The sequence below is a fragment of the Pseudomonas sp. MWU13-2100 genome, assembly GCF_023242365.1.
Taxonomy (GTDB): Bacteria; Pseudomonadota; Gammaproteobacteria; order Pseudomonadales; family Pseudomonadaceae; genus Aquipseudomonas.
Map to the genome: position 1 here is coordinate 1 of NZ_JALLIX010000069.1, position 16753 is coordinate 16753.

Sequence of the window (16753 nt, forward strand, 5' to 3'; positions counted from 1 at the left end):
CCCAACTGGCCTCCGCGTGTCGCGATTTGGGGTCTATAGGCCTGGCCAAGCACTTTGATCCAGTAGTGGTCGCCCGGCTCTACCGGAAGTGGCTACCAACAGAAAGCGCGGCACAGAGCCTGTTGACGCATATCAGCCCTTTGCGAAGGTTTCATCCGTATGGAGAGCTACCATCCACTGAGGCCGCCGCCAACAGCTTCATCAGTCAAATGGTGCGGTCACCACGCCGACACATTCATCCACTCAAACACCTGATGATGATTACCTGGCTATTCGGCGAGTTTTCGTCCTTTGCTCTGTGCCACGATGTCGGTTGCGCTCAGCGGATAGCGCCCTCGGCACTTCCGGCGTCACCCCCAATACCTGACGTTTCAGCACCACCGCCAAACAGAAAAGGTCATGCTCGGCCGAAGCGTCTCAAGCCTGAACTCAGGGCACTTTTACTAAATCGCCTTGCTGAAGGGACGGCAAAGGATGACATTTGCCGGGAGTTTCAACTCACCATATCCACGGTGAACAAGCTGCTCCGTGCCGAGCGTGACGTACAAGCGTCCTGGGCGGCACAACGGATGGCTCTCGATCAGGTTGGTCATCGCTTACGATGGACTGAGCTTCAGTTGCGGTTCCCATCGCATTCTCTCACTGAGCTTCGCCGCGAATGCCAATCGCTTTACAGCTGGCTGCACCGTAACGACAGAGAGTGGTTGAATGCGCAGGCGAGTCAAATGTCCAAACCTGCTAGAAACCGTAATCCGCGAGTCGATTGGGAGAGTAGGGACGATGGGCTGCAACGTGAGCTGGAAGCTGAGATTATTCGGAGGTTCGGATCGGATCAGAACCTGTGTCTCAAGCAGTCGCAGATTTTCTCCTTGCTCCCACGCCTTGCTCAGCGTCTGGAGCGGCGGGATCGATATCCGCGGACTCGGGCCTACATGAAGCTGCTGTCCAAACGATAGGGCCTTACTGATCGCCCTGCCACCGTGATCCATGTAAACCTTGAGGGCGTGAGCATGGGGGGCGATAGAGAGATCATGTTGATAGGCAGTGCTGTCGGAGTTGCTCGGATGTTTGGGAATGAGGTAGTGAACTTGAGTTATCCAGTGAGCCGAGGCGGGATTAACTCACTATTTGAAGCGGTTGATCACTCCTCGCGAATGTAGGGGATGTTCTCAAGCTCCACGACGTTGTTCAAGTGCTCAATCAGGGCTGTCCTGACCTTGCGAAGGCCGCCATTACCCAGACTTTTGTCAGCACTGTAAATCGACGCGTGGCCAGGATTGCTCGGCATGTCCACCGACTCCGAGACGGGTGATGGCTGGATCTCGAAGTAGTGTTGCCCTTCAGCGTTCCTGTCCTCTTTGAGCTTGGAATAGAAAAGCTGCGAGTATTTGGGAAACTCCCGCTTTTCAGGATTTTTTGCACGCTGGTTATCTACTCGATGCGTCAGCACAGACAGCGGCGTCAGCGTCGGGCGATCAACACTGAACCCTCGGTCTTTCAGATCATCGAGACTCACAGCAGTGGCCAGAAATACCTGGCCATCGTGCTGTTCTGGGCAAAAAAATGCTCTGACCAAGCTCTCGTCGTCGGACAGTGGCGGCACATCCATGAACTCAGTTTCCCCGGATAATCTTCAAAACCTGCTCTGGAAGGTGCTCAGTAAGAGAAGATCCATCACTCATGAACTCCTGGCCTACTGCTGTCTTGGCATAGTAGGAGTAGCTTCCGTCACCGTAGAAGCCCAGATCAATATAGCCGAGAGCATTCTTCCAGGAGAAGTTAACCTCGCCATCTGCTGCTGCCGTCACTGTGGGAAATTGAAACTCATCGGATGGCAGCACATTGCTCGAAAATTGCTCTGCCTCATCGATAGCCGCGCCGTCAGGGACTTTCGCGGTGTAGCCATCCCATCCTGGTTCCAAGTCGAGTAGGCCGCGAATCTTCGATAAGAGACTGTTTTTGAGGGTCAGAGCCGGGCGGAAGTCGTAAAGCGGGAACTGAGTATCTCTCGCTTGTCCGCGCAGCGTTCCCTGCACGTGGCTCCCGGCCACGAATATTCGCGAGGTCCAAGTGTACGAGGCGGAAAAACAATCCGTGCTTTTGACCGTTCTTTGAACCGTGCCGGCCTTCGCATAGATGATTTTGCTCTTACCCTTTTCCTTTACAGGCGGCAGCCATTTACCACCGCCAGTAGTGGTTTCTTGAGCGTTCGCAAACGGATTGCTGAGCATCGTCGCGTTCATTGCTTCCCTCCTACGACCAGGCTGAGACGACGGCAAGCTTCCTCAGTCAACAGGTCGTTGATCACCAGCTTGTTCTGATCGTGAAGCGGTTCAAAGAACTCATGGACCACACGAGAGAACTGGTCTGCGTCAACCGAACTGAGCAACGCATCCCTGTCTTCCTCTCGTCGCAGTACCTGGACATGATCGATGGTCACGTAGGTGTGGGGAGCTTTGTATTGAACCGCCACGGCTGATGAATTCACATTCAGGTGATTCAGGATCTGTTTCCCATTGGGGTGCCCCCAGAACCAGCCGGAATTGTTGTGCCAGCGGTCACCGGACTCAAAGCTTTTGCGGGACAGGTAGCTGCTGCTCGGGTTGCAGAGCAGGCGTAGGTCATAAGGACCTTCAGACGGCTCATACCGGAACTGATCTACAACCTTGAAGCCTAATGACCTTAAATCAAGCGCGGCCTGGGCGTGCATTGCCAGCTTATCCAGGAATTGGAAGGCCTGTTTCGACACGGCATCCCACCGGGTGTAGGCAGTGCAATGAATGGAAATCTGAACCCCATCGGTAATGCGCACAGCCCATTCAGGAGCCTCGGATTCTTCATCGCCTCCGTTGGAAAACGTGTACGTGAAGATCTCGCGCTGACTCGAAAGACGAGTAGCTGCATCGAAGCTCACCTCAATCGAGCCTGTCTTATCAACGCGAGCAAGGATATCGGCATAAGCGGCCGGCAGGTGTTCCTCGATTGCCTCGTCCGATAGAATCGGAGCTGCAAACTCGAAGAAAAACACTGTTTCAACCACGGCGTGCGCACCGTGAACCGGCTTGAACATGCCTGTACTCATGGGTAGGAAGCTCCGAATTCCGAGCATTGTGGAACGCTGGCCAAAGGCAATCGAGAAGGATGTGGGCTAGGCGTTAAGCCTTGCTGCGCGTCGATTTCCATTTGGCTGACTTCCTCGTCTGTAGTGTGGCAGATCCGACGACATTCAAGGGGAGAATTTCCCGTCAGGCTCTGGCCAAACGGCCACCTGAGGGGCCGTTGGCCAGAGCCTAGCTGCTCAAAATGCCTATGACAACCCCCCCTATTTGATTCCTCATTTCAAGAGATTTGGTTTCAATCGGGGAATCTTCAAAGCGAAGATTTGGAAAGCGAGGAGTGAGAGATGCTTGATACCTCGGTTGGTTTCAAGGTCGTGGTGGACTACCTGGAACGCGTTCGCTTGGGGGTGTACCAGTAGCGGCTGGCTTCTCTAGCAAATCGCGGTTGACCAGACCAGGCTGCCGGGGCCTAGCGTTTCAGATTGGACGCAGCCCTCTAACTGGAGGTTTTCGGACTACACTATCGTCCTGAATTTCAGTACTGGAGCGCCTTATGAATCGCATCGATGCTGACCTCATTTCTGAGCAGCTCAAGCTCTGCGAGCAGGCGAGCTTGTCATTCAAGTCCTATGAGGAGGCCAAAGGGCATGTTTCTGCGGATGAACTCGAAAGCCTCCACCTGAAGGCGGAGTTCCACTACGCTGCGGTTACAGCCTTCATACATCATGGCCTAGGCATCGGCGAAGAGATGCTCCAGTAGTATCTCCACCATCGTGCCGCTGGGAGCTACGCGTCGACGCATACGGACGGCGAGACTCTGGGAAAGGCGGCCTCGTTCATTGCAGGTTTATGAGGTCCTGAACGGTGATTTTCTGCCGTGTGCCCTTGCCGAGGAGAACATACACCGTGTTCTTGGTGAGGAAAAAACCCGGCTCTTCATAGCTCAATTGAAATGAGCTACGTAACCAGTCCCCAGGGTTGAAGCGCCCACGACTGTCATGCACAACGCGAAGCGCGTAGATCAACACCGGCTCCAAGCTACGGGAATGAAGTGCTTCAAGCTCCTCATCGGTGGTTTCCAGATCGAGTATCGTCCAGTCTTGCACCAGACAAAATGAGTGCTGCGGAAATCTGCCTAGCACCAGGGTGGCAGCCTCATCGGCTGACAGATCGCAGCCTTTCACTGTCTCCCCTTGTCCGCCGACGAGTTGCGCAAGGCGTGCGAGGTTCATTTGCGGTATGTCCTCCCCAAGAAATGAATGGCAAACCTGCACCGCTGCGCTCCGACTGCCCGGCCGGATGAGTGTGGAATAGGTGGCCGGATGTTGGTGGGCTGAGTGGCCGGATGGCGTGGAATGCGCACCCAGATCGCTAAATCCCCCGATATTACATTTCAATACGCCACCATTTCGCTTAGCGTATGGCAGATTGACTCCATTGTAAAAATGTTGCGGGGATCACATGGATGTACGCTATTGGGAAGGAGGTCTCCTTTCTTTTGAGATCGACGCTATCGACAAGATGGCCAAAGCATTCGGGCCCAAAGAGCTCCCTCCGGAACCTGGGTCAGGCTCCACGAAAGGGAAGTCGTTTGACGTTCTGAAACAATTGAAGAAACCTGAGGCAGGCAATGGCGTATGGCCTTGGCGCGGCTACGCCGGCTTTCGTTTTGCGAACTCGCGGGGCTCAGATGGCGAGTTCGATCTTGTCATCGTCACCCATAGCCTCGTTCTTGTTGTAGAGCTTAAGCACTGGCGCGGTGAGATCACCAACCACGGAGGTAAATGGCATCAAGACGGGAAGGAAACAGAAGTCTCGCCGGTAGACAAAACCCGTCGAAAAACCTTTGAGCTGAGGAAACGAATCAAGGGCCTAAAGTCTCAACTGCCTAATGGGAAAGAGCCCTGGATCGACTTCTGCATTGTGCTCACCGGCAAATGCACCTTGAATCTTCCTGAGGTCGAGATGCAGCATGTCATGCTGCTGGATGACTTTCTGGAAATGGCCGACCCTAAGCGGTTTAAAGACCGATTCAACGCACGCTCGAATATCGGCTTGAATGAGCATTTCGGCTTCTTCGATGACATCATCAATGAAGGCACGGTTAAGCCCAAAGAGCTTGTTGTCGATGACTACCGTGCGCAGTCTCAAGCGGTGTTCACACACCCTACAGAAGTCTACCGAGAGTACGACGCGGTCAATATCCATAACAAGGATGACCATGCGATGGTCCGGCTCTGGGACTTTTCGAAGCTCGATGACACCCGTGCTCGAACGGCTGAAGGACGGTACCGAATCCTCTCGCGCGAGAGAGATGTCATGGTCTACCTCCGCCTGCGCGATCAGGAGTTGATGCATCGTTGTGCTCGTCCTAAGCGTAATGCCAGCCCAGACAGTGTCACCGAGCAATATGCAGAATTGCTTGAAATGCCGGACGGGCATTACCGCCTAAACGAGTTCATCAACCGCTTTGTGGAGCGGATGACTGCGCTTGAGCGCGTCCAGCTTTTTAAAATCCTTCTGGCCCAATTTGCCGGACTGCACGGATTCAACATTGCTCACCGTGATTTGGGTGACCACAGTGTGTGGTTCTCTCCATCGTCATCGATCGCTCTTTCCAACTTCATCAGCGCCTATTACCAGCCTGTCGGTACTCTCGGCGATTTGCGTACCTTGCTGAGCATCGGTGCTATCGCGCTCCCTGAAGACCAGGACACTGCGATGGAAGGCAGTACGCCATTTCGTCGTGATGTCTTCGCGCTCGGGTTGATGGGTTGGCATCTGCTTCAGGCCCGTCCAATGCCTCTGAAGCTCGACGTCGCCTACGTTGCAGGTGTTCAAGCTCAGGTTGAGTCGTCAGAAGATTGGCCTGCCAAGGTACTTGTACAAGCGTTGCGGAATGATCCAAAGGAGCGATTCGATCACGCCAGCGCATTTCAGCAGGCATTGAGCGAGTCCACGCCTGACAACTCTGCCAGTTTTGAGTTTGATAACCGGCGGCTGGACGTTTTTTCTACCGATCTACGGCTGAGCTCCGCTTACCGGGAGGACGATGACCCTATCGCCGACACAGCTGAGAAATTGATTTATCGATCCGGCCCCCTGGTCGTGAAATCATGGCCGTCGATCAATGCCCGGGACCCCAAGGATGGCCAAGGGCCGATGTTGATGGCTTTCTTTGAAGTCCTGGAGCAGCTGAAAGGCAGCGGTTTCGCCTTTCTGCCAAAAATTGAACACTTTGGTTACGATCGCAGCGGTAACCCATTTCTGGCTCAGGAGCATGTCGATGGTGAGCACTGGGATGAGCTGAAGGGGTTGTCGATTGAAACCCGTATTGTCGTCGCCCATGGGCTCATCGAGGCAGTTGACGGGTTGCATGGCCAGCAATTGAGCCACGGCGATCTGCATCCACACAACGTCAAAGTCAATGTCGGTTCCGCTCCCGAAAAGACTCAGGTCTACCTGCTCGACTGTCCGGATTTCTCGGCTTCAGGCGCGTCACCGATCAACACCCGCTACAGCCCTGTATTGGAAAACTGCACCCCAGCAGAGCGAGACAACTTTGCTGTAATGCGAATGGTGTTTGAGCTCCTGGACATGGACTGGGAAGCGCCTTCGCAGAAGGATATTCCCGCCCTGAGAGCGGCTGTCGCGCACGAGATGGACACGGAATCCGGCTTTCTTTCCCTGGAGCGCTTCAAGGATGCTCTAGAAGCCGCTTTCACTCCTGCAAAAACGATTGAAACCGTCTCTGTCGTCCTACGAAACAGAAGTGGCGAGGCATTTGAGATACTGCCTGACAACGGGAAAGTATCTGTTGTCGTGAAGCCCGACCAAAGAGCCCCCACCAAAGCCCTGGAGGTAACGTTCGCAGGTGTTGGCGGGCAGTTACTGACTGAGTTCAATCCCGCTTCCAAGCAGTTTGTAAATGCGTTCAGGGCCGTTCAGGAGATGCGAGTTCCCGCCTATCTGGCGCGTCAGGCAAACCACCACATAGAGGCGCGGTTCAGTGTTTCGGGTGGTACCAGCGTCAATGTTTATGAGCTGACCAAGCTTCTGGCCAAAGACGAGGAATTTTTAAGCCTCGCCGCACAGGTGCATGACGCGGAAGTGCGTAAGCAAGCGGCGATTGAGGACGGTGAAAGCGTTGCGAACTCGATTACCGGTGAGGACGAGGACAACGGACTGGCCATAGATGAGGCGCAGCTAGAAGCTGTGAAAGTGCGGAGTTTCCCTGTCAGTCAGATATGGAAAACCATCACCTCTACTGAACTTGAGGCCCAGCCCTCTTTCCGTGTTTCCGAAGAACCACACTTCCACAAGGATGGCGTAGGACTTTTGATTCCCTACGCCATAGATGCGAAGGCCCTTGAGGGTTTTGAGGCGGGAGACAACATCCGACTGATCCTCAGAGACGGGGAGAAGGATATTGATATCGGTGAGATCAACCTAGGCATGAGCGTGCGTGATGCAGTCTACGTGCTTGCCTCCAGTCGTTCGAAACGCGTGCAGGCTGACTCTCAATTGTTCCTCCAAAGCCGGCAAAACAAGACATCAATGACGCGTCGTCGTGGTGCGATGGATCGGATTTTGAACCGGCAGTCAGTGCTGCCAGATTTGATGGATTACTTCGACGAAAAATGCAAGCTGGCACCAAGGGGGTATGCTGAAGAACCCACCGATGCGGACTTTGCAGTATACGAACGCACCACAGCTAGTGGCACGGTCATCGGACTGAATGAGGCCCAGCGCGCCGCATTTACGCAGCTTATCACTACAGGCCCAGTGGGCCTTTTGCAGGGACCTCCGGGGACAGGTAAGACAGAGTTTATCGCGGCCTTCATCCATTATCTGATCAGCAAGGTCGGGGTGCGAAATATCCTCCTTGTCAGCCAGTCTCATGAAGCTGTCAATACTGCAGCAGAACGGATCCGCGCGCACTGCCGTCGACTGGACACCGAGCTGAACGTTGTGCGCTTCAGTAACCGTGACCAGGTTGTCTCCGAGGAGCTACTGGACGTTTATTCTCGCAATATCGTCGACCGCCAGAGAAATGGGTTTAGCGCTGAACTTAAGGAGCGCGTGGGTTTCATGGCTTCGTCGCTGGGTTTGAGTAAGCCTTTTGTCCAGACGATGGTTGATGTGAATCAGCGAGTGTTTCACTTGGTCCGATCGTTGAAAAAGCTGGACGAGGAAATTTTGCGCGCTCAGGGAGACGGAACAGAACGAGTGGCTTTGCAAGCGCTGAAGTCCTCTCTGATGGGCGAGCTGAATCTAAATGCCAGCTTGTTTCTTGGTGAGCTGGGTGAGGGCGAAAGCAGGCCCCAAGAATTGCTGGAGCGCATCTATGATCACGTCCAGACGGTTCATGGAGTGCGGCCTCCGGAATTCAAGCACTGCCTTGACCTGATCCAACTTTCTCATGAGTACGTTGAGCGCCTGTCGAGCAACAGGGCCAATTATGATGAGTTCCTGATGCGGTCCAGGACATTGGTTTGCGGCACCTGCGTGGGTATCGGGCTGCAACATCTCAAGCTTGCAGAAACCCATTTTGATTGGGTCATCATCGACGAGGCTGCTCGATCGGCGCCGAGTGAATTAGCGATCGCCATGCAGGTGGGCTCTCGGGTTCTGCTGGTCGGCGACCACAACCAGCTGCGTCCTACTTATGAGGAAGAACATAAGGCAGCCATTGCCCGTTCCCTGGGCGTTACCACCAGCTCAGCTGAATTCCAGCAGGTCATGCGCAGCGACTTTGAGCGAGTGTTCCAATCCCAGTATGGGCGTGCCGCTCGGGCGACGCTTAATACACAATATCGAATGCTCCCTGCGATTGGCGATCTGGTTAACGAGATCTTCTATGACATCGACCTTGAGAACGGCTACAGACCAAGTCCTGCCTATTTTTCACAAAAGGTTCCTGAGTGCCTGTCCCATGTTGTCACTTGGATCGACACCAGCGAGTTAGGCAAGAAAGCCTACGACAGCGGCACGCTGAGCCTGTCTAACAATGCTGAAGCGGATGCGATCATACGGCTGCTGGAAGAAATCGCAGAGGACACCGAATTTTGCGCGGGCATGGCTATGGAGATGGCGGAGTCGCAAGAGCCTCCAATCGGGGTCATCTGCATGTATCTCGATCAGCGAAAACTAGTAAGAAAGAGATTCGCCGAGAAAATCTGGTCGGAGGAGTTCCGCAAGCTGGTAAAAATCGAGACCGTCGACAGTTATCAGGGTAAAGAAAACAACATCATCATCGTTTCCCTGACTCGGGCCAAAGCGGATCAATCACCTGGCTTTTTGGCGACCCCAAATCGTATCAACGTCGCGATGTCACGCGCAATGGAGCGGTTGGTCATCGTAGGCAGTTTGAGCATGTGGAGCGGCAGGAACGCGAGGCTTCCATTGGGTCATGTAGCCAGCTTTATCCAGACGAAACAGGATACGATCAACTACTGCATCAAACCAGTGACGCGGGCCAGGAGGGTTGTCTGATGGAGCTTAACCCAGTTGTTCTATTCGAGCTGGACGTCGTGGTGCCTGCGCAACAGTTTCGTATTGAGTACACCCTTGTGGACAAGGGGGGGCTGCCAGTCGTACCGGAATTTCTTCTGCGGCTGCTCAAGATTTCGGCGCTGCTGCCAGCTGAAATCGCCAATTATTTCGGGTTTACGGCTCAAGAGCTCAGTTTTGCAATCACACCGTTTCTACAAACGGGGGAGCTTAAAACGCGCCCTGATGGACGAATAGAGCTGACCGATAAAGGCCGTGGCTTGTTTGCCGGAAAACATGAGTCACCGATTGTGAAGCGCAAGGAAGAGCGCGAGCAGATGTTCGTGTTTGAGCTTCTGGCGTTTACTTGCCTTGGAAAAAGCCTTGGAGATGCCGACTCCAAACGTTGCCTGGAGTTGCAGGCGCCAAGCGATACGCTTTCCGAGTCCGGTGCGAAGGCCGTCGGTGCGTTCATGCGTCAGATTTACGACATTTATCGCGCTGGTCACCTGGGCGGGCAGACGCAGGATGCGGGGCCGCCGGAGCTCTACAAGGTCGCAGGCGTTCAAAAAGTAAGGGATGGCTGGGAGAAGATAGAAGAGCGTGTAAGCATTGATGCCGACTCTCGGCAGGTACGCTTTGTAGCGAAGGAAGGCCTGCGCGAAAACGAGATCTACATGCGTCAGCGTACGGAGCAGTTGAGCCGCATGCTGGGTAGAGCAAACCTTGATCAGGTTCTTCAGCTCGCCGACATCCTGGGAGATTCGGATGCCTACGACTTTGTGTCTTCAAGCGGTATGGACCTTTCTGCCCTGTACCACAGCGCCAGTGCCGTTGCGCGGGTTAGAGAATCTTCCGGGCTGCGACTTTTTGGGGCTCTTCAGTTGCAGCAAAACTGGGATAGAGTTTTCTCAGTGCTGCGCAAATATCAGAAAGCGCTTCAGAGTGAAACGCAAGCCACCCCGATTAGCCTCTCCTGGCTGGCTCCGGCCTCACATGAACTCTGGGGACGCTCGGCCAGGCATGCTCAGCTTTGCAGTGCATTTTCTGATCTCTCAAAAACAAAAAGCAAGGGAAGCGGGAGTGATGGAAAACCGGTTTTCGACGCTAAGATTTTGATCCCAGTTTCTGCCAGCGATGATTGGCCGGCGATCAAGCGCGCAAAAGGCGACTGCAACAATGCCAGATTGCTTCTGTGCGGCTTTGTTGAGTCAGAGCAACTGGCGCCGCTTGAGGCGATGATCATTCACGGAAAATGCGCGGTCGTGATTTACCACTTGGTTTTGCCGACGTTGTCTCCGGTGCCTATTCCATTCGGATTCATCACGGAGGATGCTGCCAAGATCCTTAATATTGAAAACCTGATAAACCGCACGATGAGCGAGTACGTCACCGGTAATACGCAGCGTTACCTCGGTAGCTTCGAACGACCCGCCGCCTGAGTAAGCCATACCGCAGATGGGGGAGGAGGAAGGCAACCTCCTTGTAGTCGACGCGCAGAAGAAAACTTTCGGAAGCAGCATTTCACAGCTGACCAAAAGTGAACACCCTCCGCAAGACGTGCTGGTGCGGTTCCAAGCCTTGCTTAGCCGAGCAAGGCCACGGTCGATCTCTTGCGATGTCAGTCTCAGCTTAGGCTGTGGAGGTACAACAGAGGGTGTTTTTCGTGCCATGGTCTACGCAGTCCAGACTACGCCTGCAAAGTCATTAGGAATCTCAACCTGACCACGCTTCAGTGCACAGACTCTTGCGCGACCTAACCGCTGACATCTAGCACGTAGACACTTAAAACATAGTTACCGCTTACCATAGAACCCAGCGATCTCAACAATTTGGGAAAAAACACCGCGAAACCCTGAGAAGTCAATATTTGAGAACGGCGGAGCACCACTCACAATGTAATCGGCAAACTTATTTTTTGGAAGCGCAATATTTCGTCTCTCTACTAAGTCGATCACATTATCGTCATATATTAGCGACTGCTTGTTCAGTCGACAGAAAAGAGGTGCCTCGCCTTTGAAGCAACCAAGCGAATCAAACTCTTCCTTAGAGTACAATCGCCGGCCTTGATTGTCGTGAAGATATAGTTGTGAGTCCTTGTAGAGATGCTCGATACAAATAATGTCAGAGTCTCTGAAATCTGGTACTGGAATGATGAGACTGAAAACGTTGTTGGTATGATCGCGATAATTGCCAGGAGACCCACCCATTTCGGAGATGATTGGGCGCTCGTCGCGGTCAAAAATACAAATTGTAAGATACTTTTGAGGCGCCTCACTTAAATGCTCGCAAAGCGCTTTAAGCACAGAGCTTCCAGGCTTACGAGTATTCCTGAAAGTAAGGTTAAGGTTAGTGAATTCGCCGCGAGCTTTGAAAGACTTTAGCGCTGTTTCAAGATGCTTACAGTCTGTTATGCCTTCTGTGTATACATGGATTTCATCAGTAAGCGACCGGAGAATCTTTCTTTCATCGAGACGATAAGTGGGGTCAAGGGCCTGCAGCTTCTTGGCCAGGGTCAAGAATACCGGATCATTGTAGCCCTTGACGTGGCCAATATGGTTAATTTTTCCTCTAATTACCCAGCTTAGCCTCGGCAAGTCATCGCCCCACCTGTTGCGATCATCTATGTGCTCGCGCCAATATTCTTCAGCTTGCTTTAAATCGTATTTGTCCCATGCATAAAGGGCTGCTCGGACTGACTTAATATACTCCTTGGGTACATTGAGCTTACGATTTACAATCACGCCGGTAGCCAATTGCCTTTCAGCTCGGTTGCGTAAAATCGTCTTACCCTGGTTCAGCTGAAACCCAGCGCCCACAATTATCTCAAGGACTTCATCGCTGAGCTTCACTACCCCGTTGGAACCGCGCTCAGCGATGGCTGATGGAAATAAGCTACCATTATTTGAGATGAACACATCGTCGGAATAACGTGTGTAATAGCATTTATTCTGCGAGGCAAGCTCTTTCAGTTTGTAATCAAGGCCACGACACAAAATATTACTGATTATCGGACTGGTCGGGGCGCCCTGGGTTAATCTGCCGGCCTTGGTACAAAGCCGAGCGATTGTCTCCGCTACATTTTTGGAAAAACTGAAAGGAGGATGACGAAAAAGACCGGCTACTCGTACTGCGGAGATAGTATGGAAAAAATCTTTGAGGTCAAATCGCAATAACCATCGCTGGTTGGTGTGAACTGCGGCGTGCTCAACGATACCCCTGCCTTTTACATAGGCAAAAACGCAACTACGCGCCTTATAATTAGGCTCGATTAGCTTTACAATATTCTTTTGTATGTCTTTGAGACCCTTCACAGGGGCCTCAATGACTCTTACTCCGCCATTCCGTTTAGAGATATTGAAGGTTTTATATTTGCTTTCTTCATCAAGATAATAAGCATAATAAGTGAGCTTGTTCACCGAAATGCCCAATAAGGCCGCTAATTCTTTATTCGAAGAAATGCTGATCTTAGGAAACTGGTCAAAAGGTAGCGATGCGTCCATTGCAAAAACCTGAATGGGGGGGGTGGGTTACTCAGGACTCCAACATCCGCCAAAGTACACGGCGGCGCGACGCGAAGCGTCAAAGGTAAAAGCGCTACAAGCTGAGACGTATACATCTCAGAAATGCGAGTCCTGAGCCCCGGCTAAATACTATCGAGAGAGGATAGATCAGGCAAGCTGCTCGTTCCGAGACATAGCCTGCGGCAGAGGACAAATAGTCATTCATGATTAATCAATCTGGGGCAAGGTGGTACTCAAAATCAGGGTGCGTTTTTACCCTGAGCCAGTCCTAGGGCGTTGTCTTTGTGCCTGTCGCCATCTGCGAATGGCCTGTTCAAGCATTCAGCGGCCTTGTGAGATCGGGTGGGTGATGGTATCAAAGCCCTAAAGCCTGCGAAGGAACACGGCATGCATCAGGTCTTGGTGATTGACGACGCGATCGTGGATATCGAACAGCTCGTCATGGCGCTCAGGTCACATCACATCGTTGTGCTCAATTGCACCATGCGTCGGACGGCTGAGAAGCTACGGCACGAAGCCGAACAGGTGATGAGCCGCAGCAAGCGCGAGGAGCCTTATGTCGATTACAACGAGTTCGAGATCACCGTCGAAGCTGAAAGGTGGTTTGCTCCCACCATGTCTCATTCCGAGCTCAATGACCTGAATCTGGCGGATACTTGGAATCTGGTGGAGCGCGCCATCCGGGTATGGGTGTCGCGTGGGCGGGCCAATCACTTTCTCTACACCAATAGATCACGAACCGTTGCGGCTTCGGCGGGCTGACGCGCCGAGCGCCAAAGCCCCGATCCGTCGAGGCTTGTTGCCGCCACAACCGCAGTCCGCCGGTAACTAGCGGGCAAGCGGGTTCAGCGCGATCCAGGCATTGGTGCCATTGTTGGCTTGGGTGTAGTGATGGTTATGTGCCAACAAAGTCTCGGAGCCAGCTGTGACAGAATACTCAAACTGCGAGTCATCTATCAGCAAGCCTGAACGAGCCATAGGCAATCCTAGGTGGCCGCGCATCACCTGCTAGCTATGATGACTCTAAGTTATCTAAATTGGGGACCGTATGAAGCAAACCGAAATTGAGCCGCTTTTAGCGACGGTGTATACGGTCCTGCGTGCAGAGGGTGCTGATGAGGCGGCTGAGGTAGTCCGCGGTCATCCTGCGAATGCGGAACTGACGGGTAACGACAACTGGAATGGCGGAACCAATTATTGGGATATCCACTTCATCATTCCTGCGTTGGAGTACGCTAAGCTCGGGGTCAAACGCGCCCAACTCCAAGAAAGGATCACAACCGCGCTGAGGACGGTAACCGAGCACGAGCAAAACGACGCGTACTCGGCGCTTATCATTCCTGCACGTGAATTCCATGCGGATTGGCGTTCCGGGAGGTCTTCCAACCTGCCGAAATCGGTGCGGCAAAACATCACGGACGGCCTACGTCTAGAGAACGTGAAGTGGTTTGGTGAGCTTAATGATGTTGAATTTCTGAGTCGGCTGTATGAGCTTGAAAGCCTTCCTTCCAGCGACAGTCGCTACAAAGACGCCGCTGGCGACATTTGGCAGCATCGCTATAACAACGATGACTGGGACGATGACTGGATCTTCAGCGACTCTCGATTCAACCTCTTCGATGGGAGTGCAGAGACATTTCTCCGATTTCTCTGCGAAACGGTGCACCCCGTAGTTCGCCCTCAGCGGGAAGAAGCGATTAAGCTTGTTGAGCATTTCAACGATCAACTCCAGAGCACAGGTTGGGAGTTGTACCAAGAGCAGCAAATCGCCGGCCGCCCACGCTTTTCCTACCGGCTTATAAGCAGCGCTTCGACAGAATCGAACGCAGCCAGGTCGGTCATGCGAGCGAGAGTAGTTGTCGAGGCGTTGAACGCTGGATGGATGGCGAAGCAAATTGAGCGTCTGGAATATGCCGTCGATTCAGACCCTGAGTTGGCGATTGGGACAGCCAAAGAACTGGTGGAAAGCTGCTGCAAGTCCATTCTCACGAAACGAGAAATTCAGTTCACCAAGGCCGATGACTTAGGCAATCTGACGAAGAAGGTTACCAAAGCATTGCAACTGGTTCCCGACGGAGTCAGTGAAGCAGCTAAGGGCGCTGAAAACATCAAGAATATTCTCCGCAACCTCACTCAGTTGACCAGTAATCTCACGCAACTGCGAGGGTTGTACGGTACTGGACATGGTAAGGACGGCCAACATCGCGGGTTGCAGCCTAGGCATGCTCGACTTGCGGTTGCCGCAGCGGTGACATTTATCGATTTCGTATCAGAAACGCATCGATACCGAGAAGCTTCGGAGCCGCAGAGTTGAAGCGCTTGGCTAACTGCCAGGCTTTTACGGTTTCGCGACGTGTTTTGGACCTGGGCTGACCCTATGCTGCACCACCGGACTCATGACGAGATCTTGTCCGATGAGACGAGCATAGATGCTCAATTAAGTCTGTCGCGCATGGGTAACATCCAGATTTCATCGGTGTGTACTCTGGCTCGGGTACCCCACTTGAACCTGGAGGCGGCCTCAACTGATCAGTGGCTTCGCCCAAGGTCACCCCGGCGATTGGGAAACGCTATGCGGCTACAAGTAGACGCACAACGGATGGCGATCTGAGGTGGCCCGCTCTAAGCTGCCAGCCATCAGTCTGCCGTTGCTCAAATCATGGGTTAGCCTTACGATAAGGTCACAACCCCTCAGGAGGGATTCAGATGCTTGTATATAGCAACTCGTCTGCCTCGGACCAGCAGAAACCAAAACGCCGTGTACACAAGGACACACTCGATCCTGTTGCCTTGGTTTCGGAGGCCGCCCGCGTTGGCGATTCGCACTTCCAGCGCTTCGTCGAAACCGGGAAGCTTCAGCGCTCCCCCCGGTCGCAGAAGGCACATCCAGTAGTTCGCCGGGAATGGCAGGAGCCATCTCTCTAAGTGAGGGTGTGTGCAGTACGCAAGGATTTTCGTAACGCCCGAATTCATGGAGCTCCCTACCTGGTATGAGCTCTTTGTCGACTTCTACAACTTCAAGGTCTGCGGCGACCACCCCGCCTACTGGGGACGGGACGCTACGCTCTATCAGAAACCTCTTGGCAAGGTTCAACTCACCGACTCCCCTGTGGCTCTCCAACGCTGGGAGAAAATTTCTGATCCTTTCTATCGGAAGGTGAAGGTTTCGGAAGGTGAGCACGATCTCTGGCTGCTGTACGCCTACGACGCACTCACCAACTGCTACCTCATGCTTGATGTCTTCGGGCCGAATGCACACGAGCACCCGAAGTTCCAGGCCTATGTTCGCGAGCTTCAGGACAAAATTGTCCAACCTTGGATCAAGGGCCGCTATGACGCGGCTTTCGAGCCGCCTGAAGACTACGAACCTTAGCCAGTAACCCCCGGTTGTCACCGAGCGTTTTCGCGGCTTCCCCGAACGACCGGTGGATATTGGTGGAATTGGAGACGAGGAATTGCCGCGACCGGCAGCCGGGCAGCTTCCGCTGCCGGAGACGGTCGGCTACCTCATGCGCCAGCTGAGACAGACTTTAATGTTTTTCAGAAGCGCAAAGCCCCTCAGGCGGCGCAGTGAGACAGACTTTAAAACACAACCTGGCAGGCTACAGACCCCAAGCCACGCTGGCCGGCGAGACTGACTTTATTGTCTACGACCATCGGTAAAAAAGCCGCCTGAAA

At 53.3% G+C, this 16753-nt stretch carries 12 protein-coding genes; 7 read left to right on the plus strand and 5 right to left on the minus strand.

Features of this window, described 5'->3' with window-relative positions; translation table 11 throughout:
• The coding region (locus M5B99_RS28620) for a TnsD family Tn7-like transposition protein (RefSeq protein ID WP_248807296.1) at nt 1-956 on the plus strand (956 nt) is incomplete at its 5' end.
• A gap of 185 nt (nt 957-1141) precedes the next feature.
• Here the strand turns inward: M5B99_RS28620 and M5B99_RS28625 are convergent.
• Genes M5B99_RS28625 through M5B99_RS28635 form a run of 3 tightly spaced genes read right to left on the minus strand, consistent with a single transcriptional unit; the run spans nt 1142 to nt 3070 of the window.
• Complete coding sequence (locus M5B99_RS28625) at nt 1142-1609, minus strand: hypothetical protein (protein WP_248807297.1); 468 nt, start codon at nt 1607-1609, stop codon at nt 1142-1144.
• Between the two features lie 4 nt (nt 1610-1613).
• Nucleotides 1614-2243, minus strand: coding sequence for a hypothetical protein (locus M5B99_RS28630; protein ID WP_248807298.1), 630 nt, complete (start codon nt 2241-2243; stop codon nt 1614-1616).
• Nucleotides 2240-3070, minus strand: a complete 831-nt coding sequence (locus tag M5B99_RS28635) for a TIGR04255 family protein (protein WP_248807299.1) — start codon at nt 3068-3070, stop codon at nt 2240-2242. Before M5B99_RS28635 ends, M5B99_RS28630 begins: the two co-directional genes overlap by 4 nt.
• Before the next feature lie 542 nt (nt 3071-3612).
• On the opposite strand from M5B99_RS28635, the gene M5B99_RS28640 reads away from it, so the two are divergent.
• Nucleotides 3613-3819: a hypothetical protein gene (locus tag M5B99_RS28640; RefSeq protein WP_248807300.1), complete on the plus strand. Its 207-nt coding sequence runs from the start codon at nt 3613-3615 to the stop codon at nt 3817-3819.
• A 76-nt stretch (nt 3820-3895) separates the two neighbouring features.
• Here M5B99_RS28640 and M5B99_RS28645 read toward each other — a convergent pair whose 3' ends face one another.
• The gene (locus tag M5B99_RS28645) at nt 3896-4291 is read right to left on the minus strand and encodes a DUF6957 family protein (RefSeq protein ID WP_248807301.1); all 396 of its coding nucleotides are present in this window, start codon (nt 4289-4291) and stop codon (nt 3896-3898) included.
• Between the two features lie 229 nt (nt 4292-4520).
• Here M5B99_RS28645 and M5B99_RS28650 point away from each other — a divergent pair, with 229 nt between their 5' ends.
• Nucleotides 4521-9554, plus strand: coding sequence for an AAA domain-containing protein (locus M5B99_RS28650; protein WP_248807302.1), 5034 nt, complete (start codon nt 4521-4523; stop codon nt 9552-9554).
• Complete coding sequence (locus tag M5B99_RS28655) at nt 9554-10993, plus strand: hypothetical protein (protein ID WP_248807303.1); 1440 nt, start codon at nt 9554-9556, stop codon at nt 10991-10993. The genes M5B99_RS28650 and M5B99_RS28655 overlap by 1 nt, the downstream gene beginning before the upstream one ends.
• A gap of 354 nt (nt 10994-11347) precedes the next feature.
• On the opposite strand, the gene M5B99_RS28660 is transcribed toward M5B99_RS28655, so the two are convergent.
• Entirely contained in the window at nt 11348-13054 is a 1707-nt protein-coding gene (locus M5B99_RS28660) for a reverse transcriptase family protein (protein ID WP_248807304.1), read from the minus strand.
• Nucleotides 13055-13462: 408 nt separating this feature from the next.
• Here M5B99_RS28660 and M5B99_RS28665 point away from each other — a divergent pair, with 408 nt between their 5' ends.
• From M5B99_RS28665 to M5B99_RS28675, 3 genes are all read left to right on the plus strand, one after another.
• Nucleotides 13463-13837: a hypothetical protein gene (locus tag M5B99_RS28665; RefSeq protein ID WP_248807305.1), complete on the plus strand. Its 375-nt coding sequence runs from the start codon at nt 13463-13465 to the stop codon at nt 13835-13837.
• A 286-nt stretch (nt 13838-14123) separates the two neighbouring features.
• Nucleotides 14124-15389 carry an abortive infection family protein gene (locus M5B99_RS28670; RefSeq protein WP_248807306.1) on the plus strand — a complete coding sequence of 422 codons (1266 nt, stop codon included), beginning with the start codon at nt 14124-14126 and terminating at the stop codon, nt 15387-15389.
• Nucleotides 15390-16046: 657 nt separating this feature from the next.
• Nucleotides 16047-16448, plus strand: a complete 402-nt coding sequence (locus tag M5B99_RS28675; RefSeq protein WP_248807307.1) for a hypothetical protein — start codon at nt 16047-16049, stop codon at nt 16446-16448.
• Nucleotides 16449-16753: the final 305 nt, after the last annotated feature.